Genomic DNA, 26,960 nt, shown 5'->3' with positions numbered 1-26,960 from the left:
TCAGAATGCGAAACTGCCTTGGGGATCGGCAGTGAACTCGAACTTTAAGGATATGACCTTACGGCCAGACTTCACCACACTCCACACGACAAGCAAACCGTTCTTATGATGCAACTCCTTTACAGCAGGCTCGATCACACGCAACCGCAACTCCTTAAAGTTCGCTCGGGCGGTCGGCGTAGCGCCCACCGCCTGGTGAAATTCGGCGATGGTTGGAGTCCATCGACCCGCGCCTTGCCATGACTTCAAGCATTCAAACAAACGCCACGAATAAATCGATCGGAAGGTTGCTGCGTGTTTGAGCTTGTACGTGGTGAACTCCTTCCGCAACCCAAACAAAAACGGCACAAGATCAGGATGCCAGCGAATTTCTACGGTGCCTTCACCTTTCGCGTACTTACCGGTGATGATCCAGCTCCGAACCTCCCGCACCGTCCCTCGGCGGCCCGGTTTTTCTAAGATCACCTTCGGCTGTTGCAAAGCTTCAGCGCCCGTCTGCAGTTGTTCATAGGCTGTGTCGAGCGTTACCTCGAATGTCTCCGCATACTCCATCGCAGACAACTTCACGGTCTGGATGCGCGCATCCATCAACCCGCGTGTATCCGCGCTGTCTGTTTTTGCAAGTGCCGCGGCTATTAGGCGCTTTTCGGGAAGAGTCAGTCCGTGCGCAGACCGGGTAATGGCGTTCGCCATCGTCACATGGCGCTCCGCTATGCTGGTCTGGCTGTGCGGCCGGGAGGATAGCGTCTTTCTCAAATAGAACTGCGATTCGCTCGCCATGTCGTGCTCGTGCAACGCCCGCTATGGTCGATTAATGCGTTTCAGCACGACGCCGTCCACGGCGTTGTGTAACGGAATTGAGGCTGTTCAGCCACTCCCGCACATCCCCTGCACGCCAGCGTACGCACCGGTGCTCGGTCATGGCTGGCCGCGGGAGCTTGCCTTTCGAGTTTCGCTCGTAGAAGGCCCCCTGCTTAATGCCCAACAAGCAGGCAAATTCCTTGGGCGAAATCAGTGCGCTCGGATCCAACCGCGCAAACGTCACCCTGAAATCCTCAGTAACGTAATTTTCCACACCGGCCATTTGTGCAACCCCATATGAATCATGTAATCTCATTCGTATGATTCGGCACGGTGTGCTCACCGCGCATGGCGTATAAACGAGGGGTTTCCGATGGCCCAACAACGGACGGGAAGCAGCGAAGACCGGCAGCAGTCAGCGACCTATTTGGCAAAGTGCCTTTGGAAGGGGAAAGACCGCAAGCTTAAATCGCAAGAAGTCGTTGAAGGCTTACTCGGACTTAAGGAAGGATTCTTGGCCGACCACATGTATGTCAGGCGCTCCAAACTCAAGCGCGGCCTTGGCCCGCTGAAAGTACGTGGCTTGCATGAAGTCGATTACGTCATCAAGAGCCAACTAGGCTACGACAAGGGCCGATTGGATGATCAATTTGTCTTTGAACTAGGTCTTCGGCAGCTGCTCAACAAAAAACTCCTCCCCTCAGGCATTGCGCACGTACTGGATCTTCGGCACGGGGCCCAAACTACTTTTGAAAAAGGCTGCACCCGCATACGCAAGGGCTGTTTGCCTGAGACGAAGCCAGGTAGGCCAAAGAAATGGTCGAAAGCAACCCCTGGAGAAGCTCGCGCTGCACTGGAAGCTTGGATCAACGAGATTGAAACCTACGGCTGCCATGTGATGGATGCGGAGCAGTGGCTGGACTGGTTCAGGTCCGCTGATCCAGCAAAAACGATGGAAGAATTTCTACAAAGCTGGCCCGATTCCTGGTCGTTCGCAGAGGCTCCCTGCCCACCGGTCTATGGCCTCGACCTAGAGTTGTGGGAGCATGGCGGAATGCTGAATAGCGCAGACTTTGTCGACCGACTGATTCTCGTGACAGAAAGCGATATGCCGTACAGCGTCTATCACGCTCGGTTTGAACAGCCCGAACGGAGATCCAGTCGTTGCGATCCTGAAATCGCTGCAAACCACGTCGATGCCGAAGGATGGGAGGCCGAGTGGCACGGCGATGATTTCGAAACGTGGGCAATTGCACGCTATAAGGCGGAAGCCATAGCGCTAATTGATCGCGCGAGCCGGCGGAAAAGTGGCGGAGTGAATTGAAGATCCGTACTGAATCAAGCTGATTCCAGCTGAGCAACAATCGACGAAAATTTCGTATAATCAGGTTTCTGCGTGCATCGAGTCTCGATGCACTGGGTCTGTTTTCAGGTTCACACGGCAGGGGTCACTGGTTCGATCCCAGTACTACCCACCAGAATTCATGGGTATGTGAAGCCCGGAGAATAAAAGGCCCTCAGGCAATTAGCCGAGGGCCTTTTTCTTTGTGCTGCGCTTTTTGTGCCGCGCCATTTGCTTTTGTGCAGCGTGTGCGTCGCCGCTTGTTCGTCTTCCTATGCGACGCGCCACCCACTCACCCCCGTGGCGTCCTCAACTCAAAAAGCTCAGCCGCGGTCCGCTCCGCACGCGGCAACTCGCCGAGCGCGGAACGCTCGATCAGCTTCTCTTCGGCTTCGCGCTGGTCGACAAACTCTTCGACTTCGCGCGCCACCACTTCGCGGCCCTCGAGACCTTCCACGCCTTCGATACGCTCACGACGTTCGCGCATCTCGAGCAACCGTGCGAGCGCATTGGCATCTCTCGACTCGTGCGTCGCACCGAACCAGTACGCGGTCACAAGACGCGCCTCGCTCATGAAATACATCAGCACGCAGCCCGCCGTCGCGGCGATCGACGGGTCGTGCAACGCGTGATCCGCAAAACCGAGCAGCACGACGAACACGACGATGATCGTTGCGATCACAACGGCCGCCGTCAACAACGGACGCATAAAGAAGTACTTGCTGCGCAAGCGGTCGTTGTTGCGCAGATGCGCGGCATAGCGCATAAAGCCGAGGTTCTTCCAGAAGCCTGGCTGTACCCCGCCGAGTGCCGCATTCGCATTCAATGCCGGCGCGACCACCCCGGCCCCGCCGCCCATCCGCAATACATAGGCAACGAGGTCGGGTCGGCTTTGCGCTTCGGCGGCGCGCAGGCTTTCGAGCAGGGAGGAATCGGCCGCGATCGCGGCGGCTGCCGCGGCCGGGTCGTCGATCGCCGTTCCGGTAATCGACGCGACAATCGCGTGCACAGGTCGAGCATTCGTTTCGGGAGAACGCAGTGCGGAGCCAATCAGGGGCGCATGCCGTGCAACGGTATCCGCGAGGTCGGACCATCTCATGTGAAAGCCTCCTTGATGAGATAGAACGAACGCCGTTGCACCAGCAGGTTGCATGAGTACGCAAACCGCGGCACGCAGACCGCAGGTCACACACAGCATCGGCAGGTCGCTCAAGCGTTCGTCGTGGTCCACCGCCGCATCGGCCGGAACATCGGACCGCGCGTACCGTCATGCGTCGCTCGCCGGATGGGGATGACGAGGCGACTGCGGCGGTGTCGATAACTTACAGAACACCTCGCGCTCCAGCGATATTCCTGTGCGACGCCGTAAGGGACAAACCGCGAACAAAACGCGTATAAACCACCCATCCCGGACACACGTGTCAATCTTCGAAGTCAGTCGACAGCGTGACCTTTTCCCACGTCTTGATCTGAAATTCGACATCGGCGAACTTGCTTCGCACGAAGCCGAGAGCATCTGTACCCAGCAGCAGATGCGTCGGCGGATTCTGTGCATCGACGAGCGCAAGAATCGCTTGCGCGGCCTTCGCCGGATCGCCGATCTGATGTCCGTCACGCCGTATGCGCCCCGCGCGCAGCGGCTCGAACACTTCGTCGTAGTCGGCAATCGTGCGCGCGGCGCGCACCATCGATTTGCCGGCCCAACGCGTGCGGAAACTGCCCGGTTCGACCGCCGTCACGCGAATGCCGAACGGCCTCACTTCCTTGCACAGCGCCTCGGTAATTCCTTCGATCGCGAACTTGCTGCCGTGATAGAACCCGAGCCCCGGAAACGTGACGATGCCGCACATCGACGTGATATTGACGATATGCCCCTGGCGCCGCTCGCGCATAAACGGCAACACCGCCTGGGCAATCGCGACCGGCGCGATCACATGCACTTCCATCTGTTTGCGCAGCTCGTCGACGGGCGATTCTTCGATCGTCCCTTCGTAGCCGTAACCGGCATTGTTGACGAGCACGTCGATCGGACCGACGTTGCGCTCCACCTCGTCGATCAGCGGCGCAATCGCAGGCAGGTCGGTGATGTCGAGCAGGCGGCCGAACGAGTAGCCGGGCTTCAGTTCGTCGAACTGGGCACGCTGACTCTCGTCACGCAATGTGCCGACGACACGATGTCCAGCCGCAAGCGCGGCTTCGGACAATGCACGCCCGAAGCCCGAGCTCACGCCGGTGATAAAGAATGTTCTCGAGGTGTTCGTTCGAATCATGAGGTCGAGGTCCCTGAAAGCGCCAACACGCCGCCCCAGTCGATGTCGCGGGGCGCGTCATGTCGGCGCGTGGTCGGCGTGCGGGCGCAACGGTACGGTATCCGTCCCGGCCGCGCACAGGCTCGATCGTGCCGGTTCACTCGTGGCAGGCCTTCTTCGCGCGCACGACATTTTTCAGATTCGCCCGGTGCACGGGCATACGAACGCGAGAGCGTCACGCACGAAGATCGCGCCTCGCACGCTCCGTCCGATCAGCCCGCAGTGACCCGCAGTGCGCTATTGAGCACCCGCCGCGTTCGCCCCAAGCGTCAACGTATGAACGGGGGCACCCGGCAGGAACGGTGCCGCATCGCCGTGCACCCACGTTTCATGACCGGCGATGAAATACGGCGACATCGGATTGCCCGACTCGCCGCCCGGCATTTCGAAGATGCCGTCCTCTTCGTGCCCCGGCGACACCACGAAACGTTCGGACGCGCCGAACGCCGGCCCCTGCACGCGCGGCATATTGATGTCGCCCGGCAGCGGATCGCGCGGCGTGCTGAGCCACGCGCGCGCCCACGGCAGCCACGCCGGCAACAGCCGCGCAAACGGATGGGCGATCGTCGAGCGGTTGCGATCGCCCCAGCGCGCGTCTTCGAGTTTCGTGCCCGGCGGCAACTGCGCGATTGCGTGATCGATGCGATCGAGCATGAACGCGCGCCAGTCCGCGAAGCCGTCCGGTATCCATGCGCGACGGTCGGTGAGCGTCTCCATGGTCGCCTCGTAACGCGAGTTCGCCGCGCGATAGCCGAGTTCGGGCGCGAGCTTGTTCATCTGCTTGTCGAGCGGACCGAACCACGCGTCGTACAACGAGTAGTAGAACGCACGCACGAGCCGATAACCGACCGCGCCCGTATCCGCGCGTCCGTCCCACGTTTCGACGAGCCGGCGGAACTCGGCGCGTTGCGGATGGCCCGCGAGTGCACGCGCATCGAGTGCGTCGAGCGCGACGCGGCGCCAGGGTTCGATCCAGAACGCGCGGTCGTCGGTCTGCACCGACAGCATGTCGCGCTCGGTCGCATGCGGCAGCGCAAGCAGATCGTTGCGGATCTGCGTCGCGCGCGCGCCGAGATCGGTGCCGGCGTCGCCGATGCGCGCCAGTTCGGGCAGCGGCAGCACGCGGTTGTTCGCGGTCCAGATGCGGCCCGCCGGCGGGTCGATACGCACCGGATAGGCGCTCGGCGGCAGATACCCTTGCCAGCCGGTATACGTGCCGGACGCGTACGGCAGGCTGGACGGCGCGGCACCCGCATCCGCGGAAAACGCTGCCGTACTCACGTCCGCATCGGAAAAGCGCGGTACGGGGCCGGCAAGCGTCCAGCCGATATGCCCTTGCGAATCGACGACCGTGAAGTTCTGCGTCGGCAGGCCGAAAGTCTGCGCGGCATGCAATGCATCGGCGACGGTTGTGATGTCTTCGAGACGCACGAGGTTCGTGTTGACCGCCTGCGGATCTTGCGCGACCCAATGCAGCGCATAAGCATGCGAGCCGACGACCATTTGCGGCCCCCAGCGCGTTTGCACGACCGGCAGGTCGACGCTTGCACCGCCTTTCACGTCGAGCCGCTCGTGGATGACCTGCGCCTTGTCCCATCCGCCGCCCGGCACGCGATAGCGCAGCGGGTCGGCCGGATCGCGCTGCAGTTCGATCAGATCGACAAAACGACCGTAGCTGTTCGTGAATGCCCATGCGATATGGCCGTTGCTGCCGGCCACGATAAGCGGCGCGCCGGGCAGCGTGACGCCGGTGATACGCCGCGTGCCGCCATCGGGCGCCGGGTACACGAGCGACACGCGATACCAGATGTTCGGTAGCGACAGGCCGAGGTGCATGTCGCTTGCGACGAGCGCACCGCCGTGCGCGCTGTGCGCGCCGTCGACGGCAAAGCCGTTGCTGCCGACCATCGAATTGACCGAGCCTGCCAGGCCGTGGGAGAGGCCCGGCACGCCGGTCAGGAGGCCCGTTATTTCCGGCTCGGCGTCGGCGGCGGACTGCACCGCGTGCAGCCATGGCGGCCTTGTCGTCGGGAAAGTCGGGATGGCCGGCTGTATGGGCGGAGTTGGCTGCGTTTGCTGTGTTGCCGATGCGCCAGACGCGGCGTTCGGCGCGGCCGTGTTCGCGCTATCGAGCGTTGCGTCCCAGTGGCTCGTCGCCGGCAGCAGGAACGCCAGCAAATCGCCGCTCGCCTGTTCGCGCAGCGCGGCGCGCGACAGCACGCGCGTCACCTGGTCGTATTGAAGATCGAAGTACATCGCGTAGACGGCGAGCAGCGTGTCTTCAGGGCGCCACGCCACCGGTTGCGCGCGCAGCACCCAGTACTCGAACGGCCGCGCGTGGAGCGCGCGCAGACCGTCGTTGACGCCGGCCGTGTAGCGTTCAAGCAATTGCCGGTCGGCGGCGGGCAAGGCAGCGAGCGCCGCCTGCGCATGTTCGCGAAACCGCAATGGACGGTCGCGCTTGTCGATCGGCAACGCGGGCGGTCCGATCAGCGCGCTCAATTCGCCCGCGGCGACCCGCCGCAACAAGTCCATCTGAAAGAAACGGTCCTGCGCCTGGATAAAGCCCGTCGCGTAGGCGACGTCGGCACGCGAGCGTCCCTGCACGGTCGGCACACCGAGCGCGTCGCGTCCGATCGTGACCGGCGCGGACAGCGGTGCGTCATGCGTGCCGTCGAGTTGCGGCAGGCTCGCGCGCAGCGTCAGCCAGCCGGCCAGCACCGCGGCGGCGAGCACCACGATGATGACGCACAGGAGAACGAGCGGCCACCTGCGGCGCCGCCTCTGCGGGAAAAGGCTTGAACGGGTCATTGCGGATCACGCGATCGTTGTTCAACGCTTGTTGCAGCGGCGGCCGGATGTCGGACGCCGTGCGACCATAGCATGACCGTGTGAAGACGATACGCGAGCAAGGCAAGCGCGCGAACGTGTGGCAAAACAGGCGCCGTAAGGCGTGCGCGATGCTGAAAGGCCGGCGATTCGCGAACGGTTAGCAGCTAACGGTGCGCCTGCGGTTGCGGTCGCGGTTATGGCTGCGGTTATGCCTTACCCGGGCGGTGGCCCATGCTTCGTCAAACCGCTCGCAGTGCCCGGCACAGCAAAGCTGAAGCGAGCGCCATCCGCTTCGCGCGCACCGCAGCTTTGGGTTACGACGCGTCGCGTTCGAGCGGCGCGGCCGCCGCGAACGGTCCGCCTTGAAAGCGCTGCGCAACATCGTCGAAATCCGCGGTCGGCGCGGCCGGTTCGAACAGATGCGCGAACTGCGCCGAACTATCTTGCGGACGGTAACCGAGGAACGACGCTTTCGTGTTGTCGACCCACTTCGTCGGGTTATCCGACACGCCGTAGACGATCGCGTGACCGACGCGATTCGTGAACAGCGAACAGCGCACGAGTTCGATGAAATCGCGAAAGCTCAGGAACGTGACCATCATCCGGCGGTTCTTCGGCGCTTCGAACGACGAGCCGATGCGCAGGCACACCGTCTCGATGCCGAAGCGGTCGAAGTAATAGCGCGACAGCGCTTCGCCGAAGCATTTGGTCACGCCGTACAAACTGTCCGGCCGCACCGGCGCATCGACATCGACCACCGACGTCACCGGATGAAAGCCCACGACATGGTTCGAGCTCGCATACACGACGCGCTTCACGCCGTGCGTCACGGCCGCCGCATACAGGTTGTACAGGCCGCGAATATTCGCTTCGAGCAGATCGTCGAACGGCGCATCGATCGAGATGCCGCCGAGATGGACGACCGCGTCGACGCCTTCGAGTAGCGCATCGACGGCCGCGCGATCGGCGAGATCGACGCTCACCGCTTCTTCATGGCTTGCCGACGCGCTGAGCGGCGCGATGTCCGACACCCGCACGACGTCGGCCCATGCGCCGAGCGCGCCGCGCAGTTGCGCGCCGAGATTACCGGCGGCGCCGGTCAGGAGAAGTCGATGAAAGGGCTTGCGCACGGTCGAGGTCTTCTGCGCTTGCTGGTCGGTCATAGCGTGTTGTTCCAGGTCTGACGTTGAAAAAAACTGAAAGCGAAATCAGTGAGCCGTGTGCGCTGCGTCGGGCGAACCGCGTACGCTGCGTTGAGTGGACCGCGTCGGCCGCGTCCGGTGAACCGAACCGCGTGCACGGCGTCAGGTGAACCGCGTACGCCGCGTCGGGCGAACCACGTGCGCTGCGTCGGCGATACACGTGCGTTGCGTCGCGACCTGCCAGAACCACACCATGGCCATTGTCATGACCATGGCGAGTCGCTAAGATCGCTGCGCGCCGCGGCTACCAGTCGGTGCCGCCCATCCCGACGCCGCGCGTCATGCCCGTCGCGGCGAATACCATGACGACCAGCAGCGCGGCCTGCACCGAGCCGATCGCCGCGAACTGATGCACGCGGCGAAGCGACGGTGACACGCCCCTTCTAAGTGCGATGCGCCAGCGGATCAGCGCGATCATCGGCGCGATTTCGAGCAGCAGGAGCAGCACGAGCGCGCCCATCTTCACGTGAAAGAGCGGTTCCTGCAGATAGAACGACGCGCCCTTTTCGAAGCCGCCGAACGCGCGCAACGAACCGGTGACGATCATCAATAGCGCGGAGAGGCCCCAAACGTTGTCGGCGAGAAACACGCCGGGCAGGCTATGTTCCGATGCGCAGCGGCTTAGCGCCCGCGTGCGCGCGATGATCGCCGCCAGCGCGAGGCCATAGCCGAGCAGATGCAGCGTGGCCAGCAACCAGCGGATCAGTAAGGACATCTCCATACGGTGTCTCTATGTTTTCGCTACTTTTGCAATGCTTTCGCGCTTCTCTTGCTTTTTTCGTTTGGCCACAACGGTGTTCGTCGGCGGCCGCGCGTTCGCCCCCATTGTCCGTTCGTCCCGTTCGTCCCGTTCGTCCCGTTCGTCCCGTTCGTCCCGTTCGTCCCGTTCGTCCCGTTCGTCCCGTTCGTCCCGTTCGTCCCGCTTATCCCGTTTGCCGCAGACTCGCATCGAGCGCGCGCGCGGCGGCTCGATCGCTTTCCGAGACGAGCGGCACGCGAAAAACCGTCTGGCGGTTATGCCCTGCCGCCGCCGGCGAGTCCCACATCAGTTCGATCTTCGGCCGGCGCAGCCAGCCGGCGAGCCCTGCGCGCCGCGGCGGCATCGAGTGGGCGCCGGCTCGTGTGGATGCGGATGCGGTGGCGCGGGGCGCGGTGGCGGTCACGTCGGTGGGCCGCCCTTCTGCGCCAACGGAAGTCGACGCATGTTCCAGATCTTGTGCCGATGATTCGTCGCTGGCCGCGGCCGGCGCGCGGCCACCCGCGAGCGGGCCGGCGTCCGATGCAACCACATGCGGCTCAGCCGCACCCGACGCAGCATGCCCGCTCGCAACATCGTCCAGGCCATGCGTGCGCGGCACGGCAACGGCCGCGGCATCGGCACGCGCCATCTGCCCGTCTGACGCGGCGCTTTCACCCGACACCGGGTGCGCCGCCGATGCATCTGGCGCTGCAGCGCCCGCCGCCGCACTCCCGGCGTAAGCGCGGCCGCCGTCGCCCGCCGCACCGGCGGCCGGCCAGCGCACCGAAAGCTCGCGCGCATCGTACTGTCCGACCTTACGGCTTTCCATCCACACGATCGTTGTACGCGTCACGTTATCGATCGAAATGGCGAACCGGCCGATTGCGAAGCGCCGCGCGCCGATGTTCGTGCGCCACAGCGCCCGCGGCCGGCAGATCCACAGCACGGCCGCGTAGAGCGCTGGCGCAGCGAGCAGCCAGCCATTGGTCGCCGCGACCGCGTGCGCCGCGCGCCGCCAGCCGGCCGTCCACGCGAACGCGCCGACCGACCACACCGCAAACAGGAACCCGAGAAACGCGAAAAGCCGCAGCGCCTGCCGCAGCCATTGCGGCAGCGGATGGAACGGACGCTCGGCGCGGGCGCGCGCGCCCGGCAGGAAAATCAGCAGAAACAGGAAGACGAGATTGATGCAGGCCCATGGCGACGAAGCCATCGCGGACAGCGCCGTCAGCACGTCCATATCGGACATCGAGAACAGCCACCGCGCGAGGATCACGAGGCCGATCGCACGCAGCGCGAAGATCGTGCCGGCGCCCGGCGCGGCGTTCGCTCGCGTCTGTTTCGTCCTCGCCAAGGCCTTCTCCTCTTGTCTGTGTGGCAGCCCGCAGATTTTGCGGCACGGCCATTATAGGGATATTGGGCGTCACGCTCACCCGCGCGCGTGCCGGGCCGTGTTTTCAATGCGCGGCGCATCGGTGCGCGGCACCGCCCGCGAGTTCCGGTCAACCGCTCGGCCGCGCCACGCGTGCTGCTTCAAAAGAGTGACTTGTCCGGATTCCAGCGTGGTGCATTCCGCGTGCCGTTGCGCCCAGATGCGAGAACGCCCCGCGTGCAAGGCACACGCGGGGCGTCGGTGAATCGTTTTACGCGGACCGCCGCTTCTGCGACGGCTAGCGTATGAGGCTTAGTTGGCGTCTGCTTCGCGCCTGGTTCGCAGCTCAGTTCGCAACTTAGTTCGCGTTGACTTCGCGCAGCACCGTACGGCGCTTCTGACGCAGCAGTTCCTCGTACGTGGCGACGTAGTTGCGCGCCATCACCTTCGACGAGAAGCGTGCTTCGAACGCCTTGCGCACCGCTTCGCGCGGCAGTTGCGACAGACGCTTGATCGCGGCGACCGCGCTGATTTCGTCTTCGACGACGAAACCGGACACGCCGTTCTCGATCACTTCCGGCACCGAACCGCGCTTGAACGCGATCACGGGCGTGCCGCACGCCATCGCCTCGATCATCACCAGACCGAACGGCTCCGGCCAGTCGATCGGGAACACCAGGGCATGCGCGTTGCCGAGGAACTCACGCTTTTCGGCTTCGCCGATTTCGCCGATGTACTCGACGTGCGGGAGCGCCATCAGCGGCTTGATGACTTCTTCGTAATAGGCGCGGTCGGCCTTGTCGATCTTGGCGGCAACCTTGAGCTTCATGCCCGCCTGGCCGGCGATGCGGATCGCGCGGTCGAGACCCTTCTCCGGCGAGACACGGCCGAGGAAGGCGAGGTAGCCCGGCTCGACGTTCGGGATCGGCGTGAGCACGTTTTCCGGCAGGCCGTGATAGACGGTCTGCAGCCAGTTCGCCTGCTGCAGCGGCTGGCGCTGGTTGTCAGAAATCGACACGACCGGCACGTCGCTGAACGTGTTGAAGATCGGCTGCAGTTCGGGCAGATCGAGACGGCCGTGCATGGTCGTCAGGAACGGCACCGGCTGGCGTGCGAACAGCGAGAACGGGTAATAGTCGATGTGGAAATGCAGCACATCGAATTCGTCCGCGCGCCGGCGCACTTCTTCGAGCAGCAGCATGTGGGGAGCCATCACGTCGCGAATCGTCGGGTCCAGACGCAGTGCCTGCGGCCAGAATGCTTCGAGCTTCGCCGAGGTTTGCGAATCGCCGCTCGCGAACAGCGTCACGTCGTGACCCTGCTCAACCAGCGCTTCCGTCAGGTAAGACACGACCCGTTCCGTGCCGCCGTACAGCTTCGGCGGAACCGCCTCGTGCAACGGAGCAATTTGAGCGATTCGCATGGTGGAGAAACTCCCGTAAAAGATCAGGCTAAGTAACTGCAGTTTGTAAAAGCGACTCGCATGCTCGCCAAGGTTGCACTGCCGCGTTCAGCGCGGACTCGCACCTGCTTTCTTCGAGAAAATCCTGCGATGGATCGCCTGGTAGGGACGCCGGAACCGACTCATGTCGTCCGCTGCCTCGCCGTAAACGCGCAGCAAGCGCAGCCGTTGACAAAATGTCAGTCATCCTGGGCTGACCGAGGACGCATTATCAATGCCAAGCCGGTCAAACAGCACGTACATTTCAAAGACTTTACGTTGTTACAAAGGGGAAACACTTTGCAAACCCTTGTTTTCTAAGACAGTTCTACATTGGGAGCCTGTAGCCGCGCATCCTCCCGGATGTGCAATTTCGATGCGGTTTCCGATGCGCTTGCAGCTCGGGTTGCACCTTGCTTGCGCCTCGTATCCGACCGCGCTTTCCGCTCACGGCGACCCGGTTTCGACCTTGCTCCGAATCGCTACGCTGTTGCGGCAGGCGCGCCCCGCAGGCCCCGTTTGTGCTTTGATTCTGCTTCGAAATCTGCTTCGAAAATTTTTTGGTTGCGCCCCTGGTTGCATGCCCGGTCAAAGGGGTTCCGTCGGCGCGTATAACGCGCCGCATCACAACCGCCCCGGCGGGCGGCATTGAATGCAAACTGTAATTGTATCCCGAAAAGACCGCGATTCGCTCTCCTCTGTGCACCGGCGGGGTGCTGCGCAATCCAACGCGACGCGTGTGACATCTCAAAATGAATCACGCACGACGTGTCCGGATTTCGTCTTTACGCGGGGCGAATTCGCTTTTGCATGTTTACAATGCGGAACCTACGCTGTGTTACGAGGCTACCCGTGACCGATGACCTAACCCGACTTCAATCGACAGCACGCACAATTGGAACATCTCACCATTGCCCAGCGTAATGCCCACAACGCAAAGCTTTCGAGCTATGCGGAGCGGCCGCTTGCGTTCCTGTTTCGCTTCATCCGCCGCCATCCGTTTGCGCATGCGGTGGTTCTGGCAAGCGTGTTTGCCGCGGTCGGCTGTGCGCTCGCGTCGCAGTATGCGATCAAACATCTGATCGACGTCCTGAGCCAGGGCCGGCACCATCCGGGCCCGCTCTGGGGCGCGTTCGCGATCCTCGTTGGCCTGATTGCCGCCGACAACCTGCTGTGGCGCGTCGGCGGCTGGTTCGCCGCCCACACGTTTGTGGCCGTCACCGGCGACCTGCGGCGCGACCTGTTTCAGTATCTGAGCGGCCACTCGCCCACCTACTACGCCGAAAAGCAGCCGGGCACGCTGGCGAGCCGCATCACCGCGACGTCGAATGCCGTCTACACGGCCGAGAACACCACCGCGTGGAACGTGCTGCCGCCTTGCATCGCCGTGATGGGCGCGATCGTGATGATCATCGCGGTGAATCCGCTGATGGCCGCCGCCCTGCTCACCTGCTCGGCCATTCTCGCGATCGTGCTGTACAAGCTCGCCGGCCGCGGCTCCGCGCGCCATCAGTCGTTCGCGACCAAGGCGGCGGCCGTCGACGGCGAGCTGGTCGACGTGATCGGCAATATGTCGCTCGTGCGCGCGTTCGGTATGACCTTTCGCGAGCAGAAGCGCTTCGGCTCGACCGTCAAGGCCGAAATGGACGCGCGCCGCAACAGCCTGCTGTATCTCGAACGGCTGCGCCTGCTGCACGCGGTGATCACCGCGTTGCTCTCCGCGGGGCTGCTCGGCTGGGCGCTGTGGCTGTGGGACCAGGGCCGCGCCACGTCAGGTGACATCGTGCTGGTCAGCTCGCTCGGCTTCACGATCCTGCACGGCACGCGCGACCTCGCGGTGGCGCTCGTCGACGTCACCCAACACGTTGCGCGTCTTGCCGAAGCGGTCAAGACGCTGCTCGAGCCGCACGGCATGCCGGACCATAACGATGCAACCGAGCTCGTGCCGCAAGGCGGCCGCATCACGTTCGAGCAGGTCACGTTCGCATATCCGAAGCGCCGGCCTATTCTCGACCACTTCGACCTCAATATCGAGCCGGGCCAGCGCGTCGGCCTGATCGGCAAGTCGGGCGCCGGCAAGTCGACCGTGCTCGCGCTGCTGCAGCGTTTCTACGAACCGCAGGGCGGAAAGATCAGGATCGACGGCCAGGATATCGGCGCGATCACGCAGGACAGCCTGCGCCACGCAATCGCGCTCGTGCCGCAGGATATTTCGCTGCTGCATCGGACGGTTTACGAAAACATCGCGTACGGCCGGCCCGAGGCGTCGCGCGAGGAAGTGCTCGCGGCCGCGCGCGATGCGCGCTGCACCGACTTTATCGAAGCGATGCCGGAAGGTTTCGACACGATAGTCGGCGACCGCGGCGTCAAGCTTTCGGGTGGCCAGCGGCAGCGCATCGCGATTGCGCGTGCGATTCTGAAAGACTCGCCGATCCTGCTGCTCGACGAAGCGACCTCCGCGCTCGACAGCGCGTCGGAAGAAGCGATCCAGAAGGCGCTCGACCGGCTGATGGTCGGCCGCACGGTGGTAGCGATCGCGCACCGCCTGTCGACGCTGCACAACTTCGACCGCATCATCGTGATGAGCGCGGGCAAGGTCATCGACGACGGCAGCCCCGAAGAGCTGCGCAATCGTCCGGGCCTCTATCGCGATCTGCTCGCGAAGCAATACGGCAAGACCACGACGCTGCATGTCGGCGGCAGCAAGAAGGTCGACGAGCAGCACGTGGCGTGACGGATCTCGCGTGGCGTGATGTGCGCCGGCGGCGCATTCAGTTGAAATGCGGTTAAAAAAATGCCGCTTCGAATTTCGTATTCGGAGCGGCATTTCTGTTTGCGCTTGTCAGTGTGCCTGAGCGCGGGCTTGTGCGTGTGCCCGTGAGCGTTGCGGATCAGCCCGCCACGCCTGCGCCCTCTTCGCGATGACGCGCTGCCTCGTGATCGCCATCCGTCACATGCGCCACCGGCTCCACACGCTGCAAGTCGCGCATGAAGTTGTCGCGCCACACCGACACATTGTTCTCGCGCAACTGCGTCATCATGTCCCGGTGCCGCGCCTGCCGTTCGGCGAGCGGCATCGCCAGCGCCGCGGCCAGCGCGTCGGCCATATCGTCGATATCGACGGGGTTCACGATCAGCGCGCCGGTCAGTTCCTGAGCCGCGCCCGCGAAGCGCGACAGCACGAGCACACCGGGATCCTCAGGATCCTGCGCGGACACATATTCCTTTGCGACGAGGTTCATGCCGTCGCGCAGCGGCGTCACGTAGCCGACGTGCGCGGTGCGAAACAGCGCCGCGAGCACGGATCGCTCGTACTGCCGGTGAATATAGAGGATCGGCGTCCAGTCGAGCTCCGCGTAGCGGCCGTTGATACGGCCCGACTCGCCTTCGAGCTGCAGCCGGATCTCCTGGTACGCATGCATGTCGGCGCGCGTCGGCGGCGCGATCTGCAGGAACGACACGTTGTTGCGCTGCGCCGGCGTGTGATCGAGCAGCCGCTCGAACGCGCGGAAACGCTCGACGAGACCCTTCGAGTAATCGAGCCGGTCGACGCTCATGATCAGCTTGCGCTTGTGCAGCGTCGCCTTCATCGTGCGCACGGGCTTGCCGCGCTCGCCGGCTTTTGCGAGTTCGGCGATCTCGTCCGGATAGACGCCGATCGGATACGCGGCCGCGCGCAGCGTGCGCCCGAACGCGTGTATCCGCACCGGCTCGGCGGCCGCGGCGGGGCGCGCGTCGATGCTGCCGCCCGCTTCGTTGACGATGTAATCGCAGAACGAACGCAAGTCGGGCGTGGTCTGGAAGCCAAGCAGATCGAACGAACACAGCGCCTCGACAAGCGCGCGATGCGGCGGCACGGCCAGCAGCACTTGCGATGCGGGAAACGGAATGTGCAGGAAGAAGCCGATGCGGTTTGTCACGCCCACTGCGCGCAACGCCTGCGCGAACGGAATCAGATGGTAATCGTGCACCCAGATCACATCGTCGGCGCGTAACAGCGGCACGAGCTGTTGCGCGAGCCACGTGTTGACGCGGCAGTAGCCTTCGAAATCGTGTCGGTCGTACTGCAGAAGATCGGCGCGGTAGTGGAACGCGGGCCACAGCGTCGCATTCGAAAAGCCGCGGTAGTACTGGTCGTAATCGCGCCGTACGAGGCCGATCGTCGCGAACGTCACCGGGCCGCGTTCCTCGAGCTTGATCTGCGGTTGCCCCGCGGCCAGCACGTCGCCGCTCCAGCCGAACCACATGCCGCCGGTTTCCTTGAGCGCGTCATAGACGCCGACCGCGAGGCCGCCCGCCGCGGGCCCGCCCTCGGAAATCGGCGCGACACGGTTCGATACGATGATGAGGCGGCTCATGACGCGCGAATCCCCGATTGAAGGCACTGCAGGCCCGATGCGGGCGCCGGCATGCTGATGGAATTGGAAAGAGCGCGCATCGGCTTATCGCTTTGGTCGTAGCTTCATAGGCGCTTCACGGGCGCTTGATGGGCACTTAATGGGCACTTGAGCGACGCTTCAAGCGCCGCCGCGCGCCGCGGCCACGATCGCCGCAAGCCATTCATGCAGCGCACTCACCGAATCGAGGCGCGTGAGCGCGATCGTATCGCCGCCGCCGACCTTGATCGACACGCCGCCCGTTTCGTTGGCGACCGCGAAGCCTTTTTCGTCGGTCAGATCGTCGCCGGCGAACACGGGCTTGCGGCCCGCGAAGGGCGGCTCGTCTAGAAACGCACGCAATGCACGGCCCTTATCGACGTCCTTCGGCTTGATCTCGTAGACCATCTTGCCCGGTTGCAGCACATACGCGCCTGGATAATCGGCAACGAGCCGCGCGGTCGCCGCGCGCGCGACCGGCTCGCGGTCCGGCGCGTTGCGGTAGTGAAGCGCAAGCGACGCACCCTTGATCTCGAGCAGCATGCCCGGGTTCTCGTTGACGACATCCGCAAGCACCTGCTCCATGCGCAGCAGCCGGTCGTCGTTGAAACCGACGCGCTGCGTGTCGCCGTTCGCGTCGCGCCGCTCGGCGCCATGCAGGCCCGCGATCGGCAGGTCCGGCAGGTTGAGAAACGCGTCGATGCTGCCGATGCCGCGACCCGACACGACCGCGACCGCGCCGTTGGTCAGCGTACGCAGTTCGGCCAGCAGGGCCGGAACGTCAGGCGGCACGAACACGCCATCCGGCGTCGGCGCGAGTTCGACGAGCGTGCCGTCGAAGTCGAAGAAAAACGCGTATTCGGTTGGGGCGAAGGCTACGGGAGGTGCTTGCATCGGGGTGTCTTGCCTTTCAGCAGCTTTCAGCTGCTTTCAGCCGGAAAAGAACGCGCATCTTACCGCGCATCGGGTGATTAATCGAGACGCCGGGAATTAATGGGCCCTCGTCGCTATTTGTCTCATATGACACATGAGGACATAGGCAGACCATCTGCGGACACATGTGAATTCCGGTCAAAAACGGAACAATCCGACTTCACGCGACTTTCAAACGCTGCGTCAAATTGCCTCGCAGCCCGCATCAGGTGGTCCGCGCGCGACGCGGCTTCGGAAATTGCGCTACAGTTTCTGCCTCTGCTGCGAACCGCATTGTTGCCGGATTGTTGTCGATGTTGTTTTCAACGAGCGTGACGAACGCGTCGTACCGGCTCGCGCTTCCAATGTGTTCCCGCTGCATTTCCGATGTCTCTTCTTCAATCGAGTCGGTGATAAAGCCTTTGTTCCCTGGATCTTTGTTCACGCGTTTTCTGTCGGCCTGCCTGAGCGCGTTTTTGCGACCGCTGCACGCGGCGTCCAGATTGCGCCCATCGCGCGCACCCGCTCGCGGCGTCGCCGTGCTAATGGTCGCGCTGTGCACGACCGGCGCGCTGACCGCCTGCTCGCACGACGAAGCGCCATGGCACCTGACCGACGTGACAGGCCATTTGCCCGACCTGCAGTTCTCGCTGACCGGCGATGACGGCAAGCCGGTCACCGGCGATTCGTTCAAAGGTCACACGACGCTCGTCTACTTCGGCTACACGCATTGCCCTGATGTTTGCCCGGAGACGATGGCGCGTTTGATGCAAGTCATCGGCAAGCTCGGCCCCGACGCACAACAAGTGCGCATTCTGTTCATTACCGTCGACCCGGCGCGCGATACGCCGCAAGCGCTGCATGACTATGTCGCTGCATTCGATGCGCAGCATGCGCGCGGCCTGACCGGCAGCGACGCGCAGATCGAATCGCTCGCGCAGCGCTACCGCATTGCGTATCAGATGGAAAAGCGCGATCCGAACGGCAATTACGAAGTGACGCACAGTTCGGCTGTCTATATTTTCGATGCGCAAGGCCATGCGCGGCTGCTCGCGACGGATCAGGACACGCCTGATCAGATCGCGCAGGATCTGCGCCGTATCATTGAGGCTCGTTCGTGATGCGCTTTGCCGATCCGTCCTTCTGATTTACCTTGGCCGACGCCCTTCTGTTCCCACGATGCCCCTACAACCATGAGACCACTGACCTCCCCGATGCATCGCTTTAACTTCGCGCCGAAGTTCACGCAAACTGTCGCACTCTCGTTCGCGCTGATGTTCGCGGCCGGCGCACCCGCCTATGCGGCCGGCGCCGCGCAGGCAATCGCCGTGAAGAACGCGTGGGTCCGCTGGCTGCCGAATAACCTGCCCGCCGCCGGCTACGTGACACTCGCGAATAACAGCGACAAGCCGGTCGACCTCGTCGATATCTCGAGCGCCGACTATGGCAGTGCCATGCTGCATCAAACGGTATCGAGCGGCTCGACGCAGAAGATGGTGATGGTCGACAAGCTCACGGTGCCGCCGCATGGCGAAGCGCAAATTTCGCCAGGCGGATATCACGTGATGCTCGAAGACGCGAAGCACAAGATCGCGCCCGGCGACACCGTGCATCTGAAGCTGCATTTCTCGGACGGCGAGACCGTCGATACAGCGTTTCCCGTTAAATCGCCGGCACAGGCTAATTGACCGTTCGCGCGCGTTGGCGAAATCGCATGTGATGAACATGCGATGAACGTGCTGGGTGCGGATGCCCGCGATGGATGACTGTTCCGGACGTCGCAGAGCTTCCGCCGGATTCTCGCGCCACGATCGCGTCAATCAGGCCGAGCGCATCCAGACGTGCGGGATGCCGTCTTCTTCGTGTATTTCCGAAATCGGCTCGAATCCGTAGGCACCATAAAACGCCTGCAAATGCGCCTGCGCATGCAGACGAATCGGCGTGCCCGGCCACTGCGCCTCGATATGGCTCAACGTGCGTTCGAGCATCGCCTTGCCTAACCCGACGCCGCGAAATCCGGCCGTGGTCAGCACGCGGCCGATGCGGATATCCGCTTCTTCAGCGTCGGGCAATAGCACGCGCAAGTAGCCGGCGAGCTTCGCGTCCGGCGCATCGGAACCGTATGCGAGCAGATGCCACGCATCGAGATCGAGCCCGTCGATATCGCCGTACAGACAGTTCTGTTCCATGACGAAGACCGCGCTGCGCGCAGCAAGCATTTCGTAGACCTCGACGTTGGTCAGAGCATCGAAGGCTTTCCAGCGCCAATCGAAGTGCGGCGCCTGATTTGTAGCGGGTCGTTGCGGATCGGACATGGTTCTCATCGAAAAGAGGCGTGAAGCAAAGCGGCTCGCCGGATCAGAGGATTATGCCGTGGCGATCGCGTGTCGGGATCGAGCGTCCGGTTGATGTACGCAGCGCATTGACGCGCAATTTATGCGCGATCGTCGAAGCGATAAGCACGCGTCGCGCTCACGCAACCGTACAACACGGCAACGACCGCCGCGACGGATAACAGCTTGGCAATCGCATGGCCCGGCAATCGCAAGCCCGTTCCCCCGCGCAACCGCGATGCGCAGAAAAAAGAAAAGCCCCGATTCAGCTCACACTGGATCAGGGCTTTTCTTTTCTGGAGGCGCGAACCGGAGTCGAACCGGTCTAAACGGCTTTGCAGGCCGCTGCATAACCGCTTTGCTATCGCGCCGTAAGCGGACTGCGGAACCTGGACACGTTACACAACTTGCATATGCTGTTGCACACGCAACGGTCCGCAGAAAATTTGATTGGCCTGCTGGAAGCCTGCCGAACACACTACCAAACCACGCGCTACCAAACAAAAAGGGAAGCTTCGCTTCCCCAGCTTGCTTCCCTTTATTGCTGGAGCGGGAGACGAGTCTCGAACTCGCGACCTCAACCTTGGCAAGGTTGCGCTCTACCAACTGAGCTACTCCCGCGCGATCCTGCAAAACCACTCAAATGAGCGCCTTGCAGTGTATTACTTTTGCACTGCTTGAAGCGTCGCCGCCGTGTCTCACAAAACTTCGAAAACTTCACAGCGTCACTTCGAATTCTGGAGCGGGAGACGAGTCTCGAACTCGCGACCTCAACCTTGGCAAGGTTGCGCTCTACCAACTGAGCTACTCCCGCACTGCACTTGCTTCCTGCATTAACTCCAGCGCATCCACTTTCAGAACCGCCTGCACCGGAGAAACGAGATTATGTATAAAGCACTGAAACGTGTCAACCCTTTTTGCTGCGGGCCTGACGCAAGTTTTATCGCGTCCGCAAACGGGTCATTCACATTGCGTGAAACAGCACATCAAACCGCGCCGCCGCGCTCGCGAATCTGCGGCCATGCGAGCTTCATGTAATACAGCATCGACCAGATCGTCAGCACCGCGGCGAGATAAATGAGCCACACGCCCCACACACGCGTGTCGAGCACAAACCCGCCCGGAAACGGCACGGGACCATAGAGCAGCAGCATCGGAATCGCAACCATCTGGCATGCGGTCTTGAACTTGCCGAGCGAATTCACCGCCACGCTCTTCGACGCGCCGATCTGCGCCATCCACTCGCGCAGCGCCGAGATCGCGATTTCGCGACCGACGATAACGAGCGCGATCGCCGCATCGAGCCGCGCGAGCTGCACGAGCACGAGCAGCGCCGCGGTCACCATCAGCTTGTCGGCGACCGGATCCAGAAACGCGCCGAATGCCGAGGTCTGGTTCCATTTACGCGCGAGATAGCCGTCGAACCAGTCGGTCAGCGCCGCCAGAATGAAAATGACCATCGCCGCCAGATTGCGGTGCTCCAGGCTCATCATGGTGTTAGGCAGGTAAAACACGCCCACGACGAGGGGAATGAGCACGATCCGCAGCCACGTCAGAAAGATCGGGAAATTAAACGGCATGGGCAGCGACAGGGTTCTGAAAAATGGAGTTGCAATTGTGCCGTCTCAATGAGACAGCTACAAGCCAACAAACATCAGGCGAAGTCCGGCGTACCGCAACCGGACGGCGTGCAACCGGCTCGCACGAAGCTCAAAAGCGGCTCAAAAACAGCTCAAAACAGGACTGCGTTCGGCCGCGGCATGCGTCAAACCGCCGGCAAGCTCAATGCAGTTGCCGGTAAATCTGCTCGGCGAGCGCGTGCGAAATGCCTTCGACACTCGCCAGATCCTCGACGCTCGCCGCGACCACGCCGCGCAAGCCGCCAAAGCGCGCGAGCAGGCGCTGGCGCCGTTTTGCGCCGACGCCTTCGAGCTCCTCGAGCCGCGACGTCTGCCGCGTTTTCGCGCGCTTCGCGCGCATGCCCGTGATCGCGAAGCGGTGCGCCTCGTCGCGAATCTGCGCCACGAGCATCAGCGCCGCGCTTTCCTTGCCGAGTTCGAGCGCCGTGCGGCCGTCCGCGAACACCAGCGTTTCCAGCCCGACCTTGCGCCCTTCGCCTTTCGCGACGCCGACCAGCATGCCAAGATCGAGCCCCAGTTCGTTGAACACCTGCCGCGCGATTTCGACCTGACCCTTGCCGCCGTCGATCAGCACGATATTCGGCAAGGTGCCGCCGGCGGCAACGGGCTCGGCCGCATCGGGCGTGACGAGCGGGTCCGCCGCGGCTACGGTTTGCAGGGTCGCCGCTTCGTCCGCGGCATTCGCGGCGGCTTGCGCAACCATCTTCTCGTAGCGGCGCGTGAGGACCTGGCGCATCGCCGCGTAGTCGTCGCCGGGCGTGATACCGGTGATGTTGTAGCGCCGGTACTCGGACGACTGCATCTTGTGATGGTGATAGACCACGCACGATGCCTGCGTCGCTTCGCCCATCGTATGGCTGATGTCGAAGCATTCGATACGCAGGCTCGCGAGGTCTTCGCATTCGAGGCTCAGCGTGTCGGCCAGCGCGCGCGTGCGCGCCTGCTGCGAGCCCTGTTCGGACAGAAGCCGCGCGAGCGCGAGGCGCGCGTTCTGCTCGGCCATCGTGAGCCACGCACGCTTCTGGCCTTGCGGCTGGCGCAGCACGGCGACCTTGTGGCCGGCCTGTTCGGTCAGCAGATCGACGAGTTCCCGGTTCGCGGGCGCGTGGCTCACGACCAGCACCGGCGGGACGCGGTTGCCGAGATAGTGCTGCGCGATAAAGGCTTCAAGTACTTCGGCTTCGATGCCTGGGAGGCGTGAGCGTGAGCGCGCCACCGAAGCTGTGTCGCTGGCGGCTGCGGCGCTGGCGGGTGTCGGGCCGGTGTCGGAGTCGCCTGCATCGATGTCGCCTGCATTCGCTGCGCCTGGGACGGCTTCATCTGCGATGTCCGTATCGCTCTCGTCGCTTGCGTTTGCTTCGTCCTGCGCATCGTCTTCGTTCGCTTCGCCTGCTTCGAGCGATTGAAGCGCGTCGAGGGCATCGAGCGCATCGGCGTCGGCGTCGACATCGGCAAGATCTGTCGTCATCGCCAACGCCGCGCCGATGTCCGCATCCTCATCACCGAGCTCGCCTTCGTCGACCGCCAATGCGCTTTCGACGTGCGCCGGGAAATACGCCTTGTCGCCGAGATGCCGCCCGCCACGCACCATCGCGAGGTTCACGCAGACGCGTCCGCCGAGCGCCACGACCGCGAGAATATCAACGTCGTTATCACCGCCCACTTCGATCGCCTGCTGGTGCAACACCGTCGAAAGCGAGCTCATCTGGTTACGCACCGCCGCCGCCTGCTCGAACTTCAGTTCAGCCGCGAACGCGTGCATCTTCTGCTCGAGTTCGCTCATCACTTCCGACTGGCGGCCCAACAGAAAGCGCGACGCGTTCGACACATCGCGCGCGTAGTCTTCCTCGCTGATCGCCGCGACACATGGCGCCGTGCAGCGGCCGATCTGATGCAGGAGGCAGGGCCGAGTGCGGTTGTTGAACACCGAGTCTTCGCAGGTGCGCAGCTGGAACACGCGCTGCAGGATCTGGATGCTCTCGCGCACGGCCCATGCGCTCGGGAACGGTCCGAAGTACTGATTCTTCTTGTCGACCGCGCCGCGGTAGTACGCCATGCGCGGGAACTTGTGGCCGGTCAGCTTCAGATACGGGTAGGACTTGTCGTCGCGAAACAGGATGTTGTAGCGCGGCGCAAGCGCCTTGATCAGATTGTTCTCGAGCAGCAGCGCTTCGGCTTCCGAGCGCGTCGCCGTCGTCTCGATGCGCGCAATACGCGTGACCATCATCGCGATACGCGGCGACAGCAGCGTCTTCGTGAAATAGCTCGACACGCGCTTTTTCAGGTCGCGCGCCTTGCCGACGTAAAGCACGGCGCCGCTCGCATCGTAGTAGCGATAGACGCCCGGCAGATGCGGCAATTGCGCGAGCACTTTTTTCGGCTCGAAGTCTTCTGGAGTGGCGGGAGCGTCGGAGTGGGCCATGCAGGATCGGGCTGAATGCCGCGCGCGGGCGGTGATTGGACTTAGAATCGCCAGTTTAGAACATTCCGCTCCTGCCGCGCCCACGCAGGTTCACGGACCTCGCCGCCATGTCCCCCACTACCCGTTCCGCCGTCCGCCATGCTTCACGCGCGCGGCACAGTTCGCAGACGCAGCCGCCGTCCACGCGGCCCGGCACGCAACCCTCGCCGGACGGCGCGCAACACGCAGCAATCGCCTGCGATATCTTTTGCGCGGTCATCGACAACTTCGGCGATATCGGCGTGTGCTGGCGCCTCGCGCGTCAGCTTGCGGCGGAACACGCGTGGCAGGTGCGCGTGTTCGTCGACGATCTGCGCGCGTTCCACGCGCTGTGCCCGGCCGTCGAGACCGACCGTGCGCGCCAGACGGTGCAAGGCATCGTCGTCGAACACTGGCATGAGCCCGCGCATGCGGGCGACACGCTCGAAGTCGCCGATGTCGTGATCGAAGCGTTCGCGTGCGAGCTGCCGCCCGTCTATGTCGCGGCGATGGCGCGCCGCGCCCACGCCCATGCGCCGGTGTGGATCAACCTCGAGTATCTGAGCGCCGAGGACTGGGTCGCCGATTTTCATTTGCGGCCGTCGCCGCATCCGCGCTATCCGCTCATGAAGACGTTTTTCTTTCCCGGCCTCGTGCCCGGCACCGGCGGCGTGCTGAAGGAACGCGATCTGGATGCGCAACGGGCCGCCTTCGAAGCGTCGCCAGCGATGCGTGAGCAGTGGTGGCGCGATACGGTCGGCGCGGCGCCGCCATCCGCCGGGTCGATCGTGATCTCGCTTTTCGCCTATGAAAACCCGGCTGTCGACGCGCTACTCGAACAATGGCGCGACGCGCCCGCGCCGGTCGTGCTGCTCGTGCCCGAAGGGCGCATCTCGGGCGCGCTCGCGCGCTTTTTCGGAGTGCCGTCGTTCGCGGCGGGTACGCACGCAACGCGCGGCAGCCTTACCGCGCATGCGCTCGCGTTTACCGAGCAGCCCGGCTACGACCGTCTGCTGTGGGCAAGCGATCTGAATTTCGTGCGAGGCGAGGACTCGTTCGTACGCGCTCAGTGGGCCGCGCGCCCGTTCGTCTGGCACACCTATCCGCAGGCTGACGACGCGCATCTGCCCAAGCTCGACGCCGCGCTCGAGCACTATGCGCGCGCTGCGCCTCAAGGGACGGCCCGAGGTGCGCCTCGCCGTGCGTCCGACGAGCATCCGCACGCGTTGCCGCCCGCCGCGCGCGACGCGCTGACGCGCTTCTGGCATGCATGGAACGGTGTCGGCAACCCCGACTGGGCCGCATTATGGACCGACTTCGCCCATCATCTGCCGGCGCTAACCGCGCGCGCCGGACAATGGGCCCACGAACTCGCGCGCGCCGGCGACCTCGCGGGAAATCTGGCGGAATACGCAAAATCTCAGTTAAAATAAACGGTTAGCCAACGGCCGCCGCCAGCTTTGCAAATATGACCGCCGTATGACTGGTCAATCCGCGGCTCAATCCACGGTTGACTCCGGCTCGGGCGTTAAACCCAACCCGGCGGTTAAATCTGGCGGTACTGAGTAGTTAGCCGCCTTAACTGAGCCGGCTTAAATCCAGATCGAACGATCGAACAGTATTGAACCAGCTCATTGAACCAGCTCATTGAACCAAGGACGGCCGAACTCAGGCGGACCGAACCGCGGCAAGCCGCTGGGCAAGCAACGTTGAAGCACAATATTTCGTACAGGACAGTTTTATGAAGATTGCTCAAGAACTCCGCACCGGCAATGTCGTGATGATCGGCAACGACGCGATGGTCGTGCAGAAGGCCGAATACAACAAGTCGGGCCGCAATTCCGCCGTCGTCAAGATGAAGTTCAAGAATCTGCTGACGGGCGCGGGCATGGAAACGGTCTACAAAGCCGACGACAAATTCGACGTCGTCGTGCTCGACCGCAAGGAAGTCACCTACTCGTATTTCGCCGACCCGATGTACGTGTTCATGGACGCTGACTACAACCAGTTCGAAGTCGAAGCGGAAATGATGGGCGACGCGCTGCACTATCTCGAAGACGGTATGGCCTGCGAAGTCGTTTTCTACAACGAGAAGGCGATTTCCGTCGAACTGCCGACCACGCTGGTCCGCGAGATCATCTACACGGAACCGGCTGTCAAGGGCGATACGTCGTCGGGCAAAGTTCTGAAGACGGCCAAACTGACCACCGGCTTCGAACTTCAAGTGCCGCTCTTCTGCAATATCGGCGACAAGATCGAAATCGATACGCGTACGCACGAGTATCGCAGCCGGGCGTAAGGAAAGCGCAGGCTTCACTCAAGAGCCGCGCGTGGCGCGGCTCTCTTTCGCGAAAGCGCCCTTTTTGGGCGCTTTTTCTTTTTTCCACGACCGTGTATGGTGGTGGAAATCTTTACCGGAAATTTATGCAAATTTGCGCAGGTGACCCGCCTTCCGAAACGTCAGGGCATTGATTCCGCTGCACATTGTCTGTCTGGCACGGCCTCTGCTTACCTACGATCCAGCCGCTCAGATTTCCGGGCGGTTCATTGATCAAGGGAGGTCTCAATGAACAACGACATCGCTGAAGGCAAGTGGAAGCAGATGATGGGCAAGGCGAAGACGGCGTGGGGCGAGCTGACCGACGACGAACTGACGAAGGCTGAGGGCCGCGCGGACAAACTCGCCGGCCTGATCCAGGAACGTTACGGCAAGACCCGTGAAGAGGCGGAACGCGAAGTGCGCCGCTTCTTCGACGCCAATCGCGAGCTGTAGTTGACCCTGCAGTCGACCCTCTAGTCGACCCATTGCAGTCGATCAGTCGTAGTCGATTCAGATAACCAGTTTCACGCAGTAAGCCGTGCGCGCCATGCAGTTAGCGCACGCGGCCGCCGGAAAACGAAGCAGACGAACGCGCGCCCGACCGGAGCTCATGCCGGTTCATGTCCGGACGCCGTCCTCTGCTGTGCGGCCAAGCCAGCGCCGCGCCCGGCACGCGAATGCAGCACGCACAGGCGATCAAGCCTGTGAAGCCTGCGAAGCCCGCAGCGGGCCGCAGGCGCAGCGAGACAAGCTTTACACAAACAAGGGTTCATGAGCGTTACCGGAGGCAACAGGACCAGAACAGATATGTGTCGAAACGCCGCGTCCGAAATTCGACTGACTGCACCAGCCCGATACCGTGCCCCGCATGCGTCCGGTTGTCCGACGCAACGGGTTTCCG

General features: G+C 63.0%; 22 protein-coding genes and 3 tRNA genes. 8 read left to right on the top strand and 17 right to left on the bottom strand.

The window, feature by feature from the left end; translation table 11 throughout:
• The gene (locus tag KZJ38_RS07115; protein WP_219799400.1) at nt 1-780 is read right to left on the bottom strand and encodes a replication initiation protein; all 780 of its coding nucleotides are present in this window, start codon (nt 778-780) and stop codon (nt 1-3) included.
• Between the two features lie 394 nt (nt 781-1,174).
• Between KZJ38_RS07115 and KZJ38_RS07110 the strand changes: the two genes are divergently transcribed.
• On the top strand, nt 1,175-2,125 hold the full coding sequence (locus KZJ38_RS07110) for a hypothetical protein (protein ID WP_219799399.1): 951 nt from the start codon (nt 1,175-1,177) through the stop codon (nt 2,123-2,125).
• A 310-nt stretch (nt 2,126-2,435) separates the two neighbouring features.
• Here the strand turns inward: KZJ38_RS07110 and KZJ38_RS07105 are convergent, their stop codons facing one another.
• Nucleotides 2,436-3,242, bottom strand: coding sequence for a hypothetical protein (locus KZJ38_RS07105; protein WP_219799398.1), 807 nt, complete (start codon nt 3,240-3,242; stop codon nt 2,436-2,438).
• A 52-nt stretch (nt 3,243-3,294) separates the two neighbouring features.
• Here KZJ38_RS07105 and KZJ38_RS07100 point away from each other — a divergent pair, with 52 nt between their 5' ends.
• A complete protein-coding gene (locus KZJ38_RS07100; protein WP_219799397.1) occupies nt 3,295-3,438 on the top strand; it encodes a hypothetical protein in 144 nt (47 codons plus the stop codon).
• Nucleotides 3,439-3,564: 126 nt separating this feature from the next.
• Here the strand turns inward: KZJ38_RS07100 and KZJ38_RS07095 are convergent, their stop codons facing one another.
• From KZJ38_RS07095 to KZJ38_RS07070, 6 genes are all read right to left on the bottom strand, one after another.
• Nucleotides 3,565-4,413, bottom strand: a complete 849-nt coding sequence (locus KZJ38_RS07095) for an oxidoreductase (protein WP_219799396.1) — start codon at nt 4,411-4,413, stop codon at nt 3,565-3,567.
• Between the two features lie 276 nt (nt 4,414-4,689).
• Entirely contained in the window at nt 4,690-7,263 is a 2,574-nt protein-coding gene (locus KZJ38_RS07090) for a penicillin acylase family protein (RefSeq protein WP_219799395.1), read from the bottom strand.
• A 335-nt stretch (nt 7,264-7,598) separates the two neighbouring features.
• On the bottom strand, nt 7,599-8,447 hold the full coding sequence (locus KZJ38_RS07085; RefSeq protein WP_219799394.1) for an NAD-dependent epimerase/dehydratase family protein: 849 nt from the start codon (nt 8,445-8,447) through the stop codon (nt 7,599-7,601).
• 283 nt (nt 8,448-8,730) lie between these two features.
• Nucleotides 8,731-9,201 (bottom strand): DUF2214 family protein, encoded by a 471-nt coding sequence (locus KZJ38_RS07080; RefSeq protein WP_219800160.1) that lies wholly within the window; start codon nt 9,199-9,201, stop codon nt 8,731-8,733.
• Nucleotides 9,202-9,409: 208 nt separating this feature from the next.
• Nucleotides 9,410-10,579: a hypothetical protein gene (locus KZJ38_RS07075; protein WP_219799393.1), complete on the bottom strand. Its 1,170-nt coding sequence runs from the start codon at nt 10,577-10,579 to the stop codon at nt 9,410-9,412.
• Between the two features lie 376 nt (nt 10,580-10,955).
• Entirely contained in the window at nt 10,956-12,020 is a 1,065-nt protein-coding gene (locus tag KZJ38_RS07070; protein ID WP_219799392.1) for a glycosyltransferase family 4 protein, read from the bottom strand.
• A 913-nt stretch (nt 12,021-12,933) separates the two neighbouring features.
• Here KZJ38_RS07070 and KZJ38_RS07065 point away from each other — a divergent pair.
• Entirely contained in the window at nt 12,934-14,772 is a 1,839-nt protein-coding gene (locus KZJ38_RS07065) for an ABC transporter ATP-binding protein (protein ID WP_219799391.1), read from the top strand.
• A gap of 157 nt (nt 14,773-14,929) precedes the next feature.
• On the opposite strand, the gene otsA is transcribed toward KZJ38_RS07065, so the two are convergent.
• The 3 genes from otsA to KZJ38_RS07050 all read right to left on the bottom strand — a co-directional run bounded on the left by otsA (nt 14,930) and on the right by KZJ38_RS07050 (nt 17,771).
• Nucleotides 14,930-16,396, bottom strand: coding sequence for an alpha,alpha-trehalose-phosphate synthase (UDP-forming) (otsA, locus tag KZJ38_RS07060; protein WP_246641669.1), 1,467 nt, complete (start codon nt 16,394-16,396; stop codon nt 14,930-14,932).
• A 159-nt stretch (nt 16,397-16,555) separates the two neighbouring features.
• Entirely contained in the window at nt 16,556-17,308 is a 753-nt protein-coding gene (gene otsB / locus KZJ38_RS07055; protein WP_219799390.1) for a trehalose-phosphatase, read from the bottom strand.
• A 244-nt stretch (nt 17,309-17,552) separates the two neighbouring features.
• Complete coding sequence (locus tag KZJ38_RS07050) at nt 17,553-17,771, bottom strand: hypothetical protein (RefSeq protein WP_219799389.1); 219 nt, start codon at nt 17,769-17,771, stop codon at nt 17,553-17,555.
• Nucleotides 17,772-17,871: 100 nt separating this feature from the next.
• Between KZJ38_RS07050 and KZJ38_RS07045 the strand changes: the two genes are divergently transcribed.
• Both KZJ38_RS07045 and KZJ38_RS07040 read left to right on the top strand, forming a co-directional pair.
• Complete coding sequence (locus KZJ38_RS07045) at nt 17,872-18,447, top strand: SCO family protein (protein ID WP_219800159.1); 576 nt, start codon at nt 17,872-17,874, stop codon at nt 18,445-18,447.
• Nucleotides 18,448-18,600: 153 nt separating this feature from the next.
• The gene (locus KZJ38_RS07040; protein ID WP_246641739.1) at nt 18,601-19,014 is read left to right on the top strand and encodes a copper chaperone PCu(A)C; all 414 of its coding nucleotides are present in this window, start codon (nt 18,601-18,603) and stop codon (nt 19,012-19,014) included.
• A gap of 132 nt (nt 19,015-19,146) precedes the next feature.
• On the opposite strand, the gene KZJ38_RS07035 is transcribed toward KZJ38_RS07040, so the two are convergent.
• From KZJ38_RS07035 to uvrC, 6 genes are all read right to left on the bottom strand, one after another.
• Nucleotides 19,147-19,641, bottom strand: a complete 495-nt coding sequence (locus KZJ38_RS07035; protein WP_219799388.1) for a GNAT family N-acetyltransferase — start codon at nt 19,639-19,641, stop codon at nt 19,147-19,149.
• 315 nt (nt 19,642-19,956) lie between these two features.
• Nucleotides 19,957-20,030: transfer RNA gene (locus KZJ38_RS07030), tRNA-Cys, on the bottom strand.
• A 174-nt stretch (nt 20,031-20,204) separates the two neighbouring features.
• Nucleotides 20,205-20,280 (bottom strand) — tRNA-Gly (locus KZJ38_RS07025).
• 117 nt (nt 20,281-20,397) lie between these two features.
• Nucleotides 20,398-20,473 (bottom strand) — tRNA-Gly (locus KZJ38_RS07020).
• Nucleotides 20,474-20,645: 172 nt separating this feature from the next.
• Nucleotides 20,646-21,239, bottom strand: a complete 594-nt coding sequence (gene pgsA / locus KZJ38_RS07015) for a CDP-diacylglycerol--glycerol-3-phosphate 3-phosphatidyltransferase (protein WP_219799387.1) — start codon at nt 21,237-21,239, stop codon at nt 20,646-20,648.
• Between the two features lie 202 nt (nt 21,240-21,441).
• Nucleotides 21,442-23,721, bottom strand: a complete 2,280-nt coding sequence (gene uvrC, locus KZJ38_RS07010) for an excinuclease ABC subunit UvrC (protein WP_219799386.1) — start codon at nt 23,719-23,721, stop codon at nt 21,442-21,444.
• Nucleotides 23,722-23,828: 107 nt separating this feature from the next.
• On the opposite strand from uvrC, the gene earP reads away from it, so the two are divergent.
• The 3 genes from earP to KZJ38_RS06995 all read left to right on the top strand — a co-directional run bounded on the left by earP (nt 23,829) and on the right by KZJ38_RS06995 (nt 26,512).
• Entirely contained in the window at nt 23,829-25,172 is a 1,344-nt protein-coding gene (earP, locus tag KZJ38_RS07005) for an elongation factor P maturation arginine rhamnosyltransferase EarP (RefSeq protein ID WP_219799385.1), read from the top strand.
• 308 nt (nt 25,173-25,480) lie between these two features.
• Nucleotides 25,481-26,038 carry an elongation factor P gene (gene efp / locus KZJ38_RS07000; protein WP_219799384.1) on the top strand — a complete coding sequence of 186 codons (558 nt, stop codon included), beginning with the start codon at nt 25,481-25,483 and terminating at the stop codon, nt 26,036-26,038.
• Nucleotides 26,039-26,305: 267 nt separating this feature from the next.
• A complete protein-coding gene (locus tag KZJ38_RS06995) occupies nt 26,306-26,512 on the top strand; it encodes a CsbD family protein (RefSeq protein ID WP_219799383.1) in 207 nt (68 codons plus the stop codon).
• The last annotated feature ends 448 nt before the right edge of the window (nt 26,513-26,960 follow it).

Origin of the sequence: Paraburkholderia edwinii, assembly GCF_019428685.1 — a bacterium.
In the GTDB taxonomy this organism is placed as follows: domain Bacteria; phylum Pseudomonadota; class Gammaproteobacteria; order Burkholderiales; family Burkholderiaceae; genus Paraburkholderia; species Paraburkholderia edwinii.
Note: the sequence above shows the minus strand (reverse complement) of the source record. Positions and strands in the feature narration are given on the sequence as shown.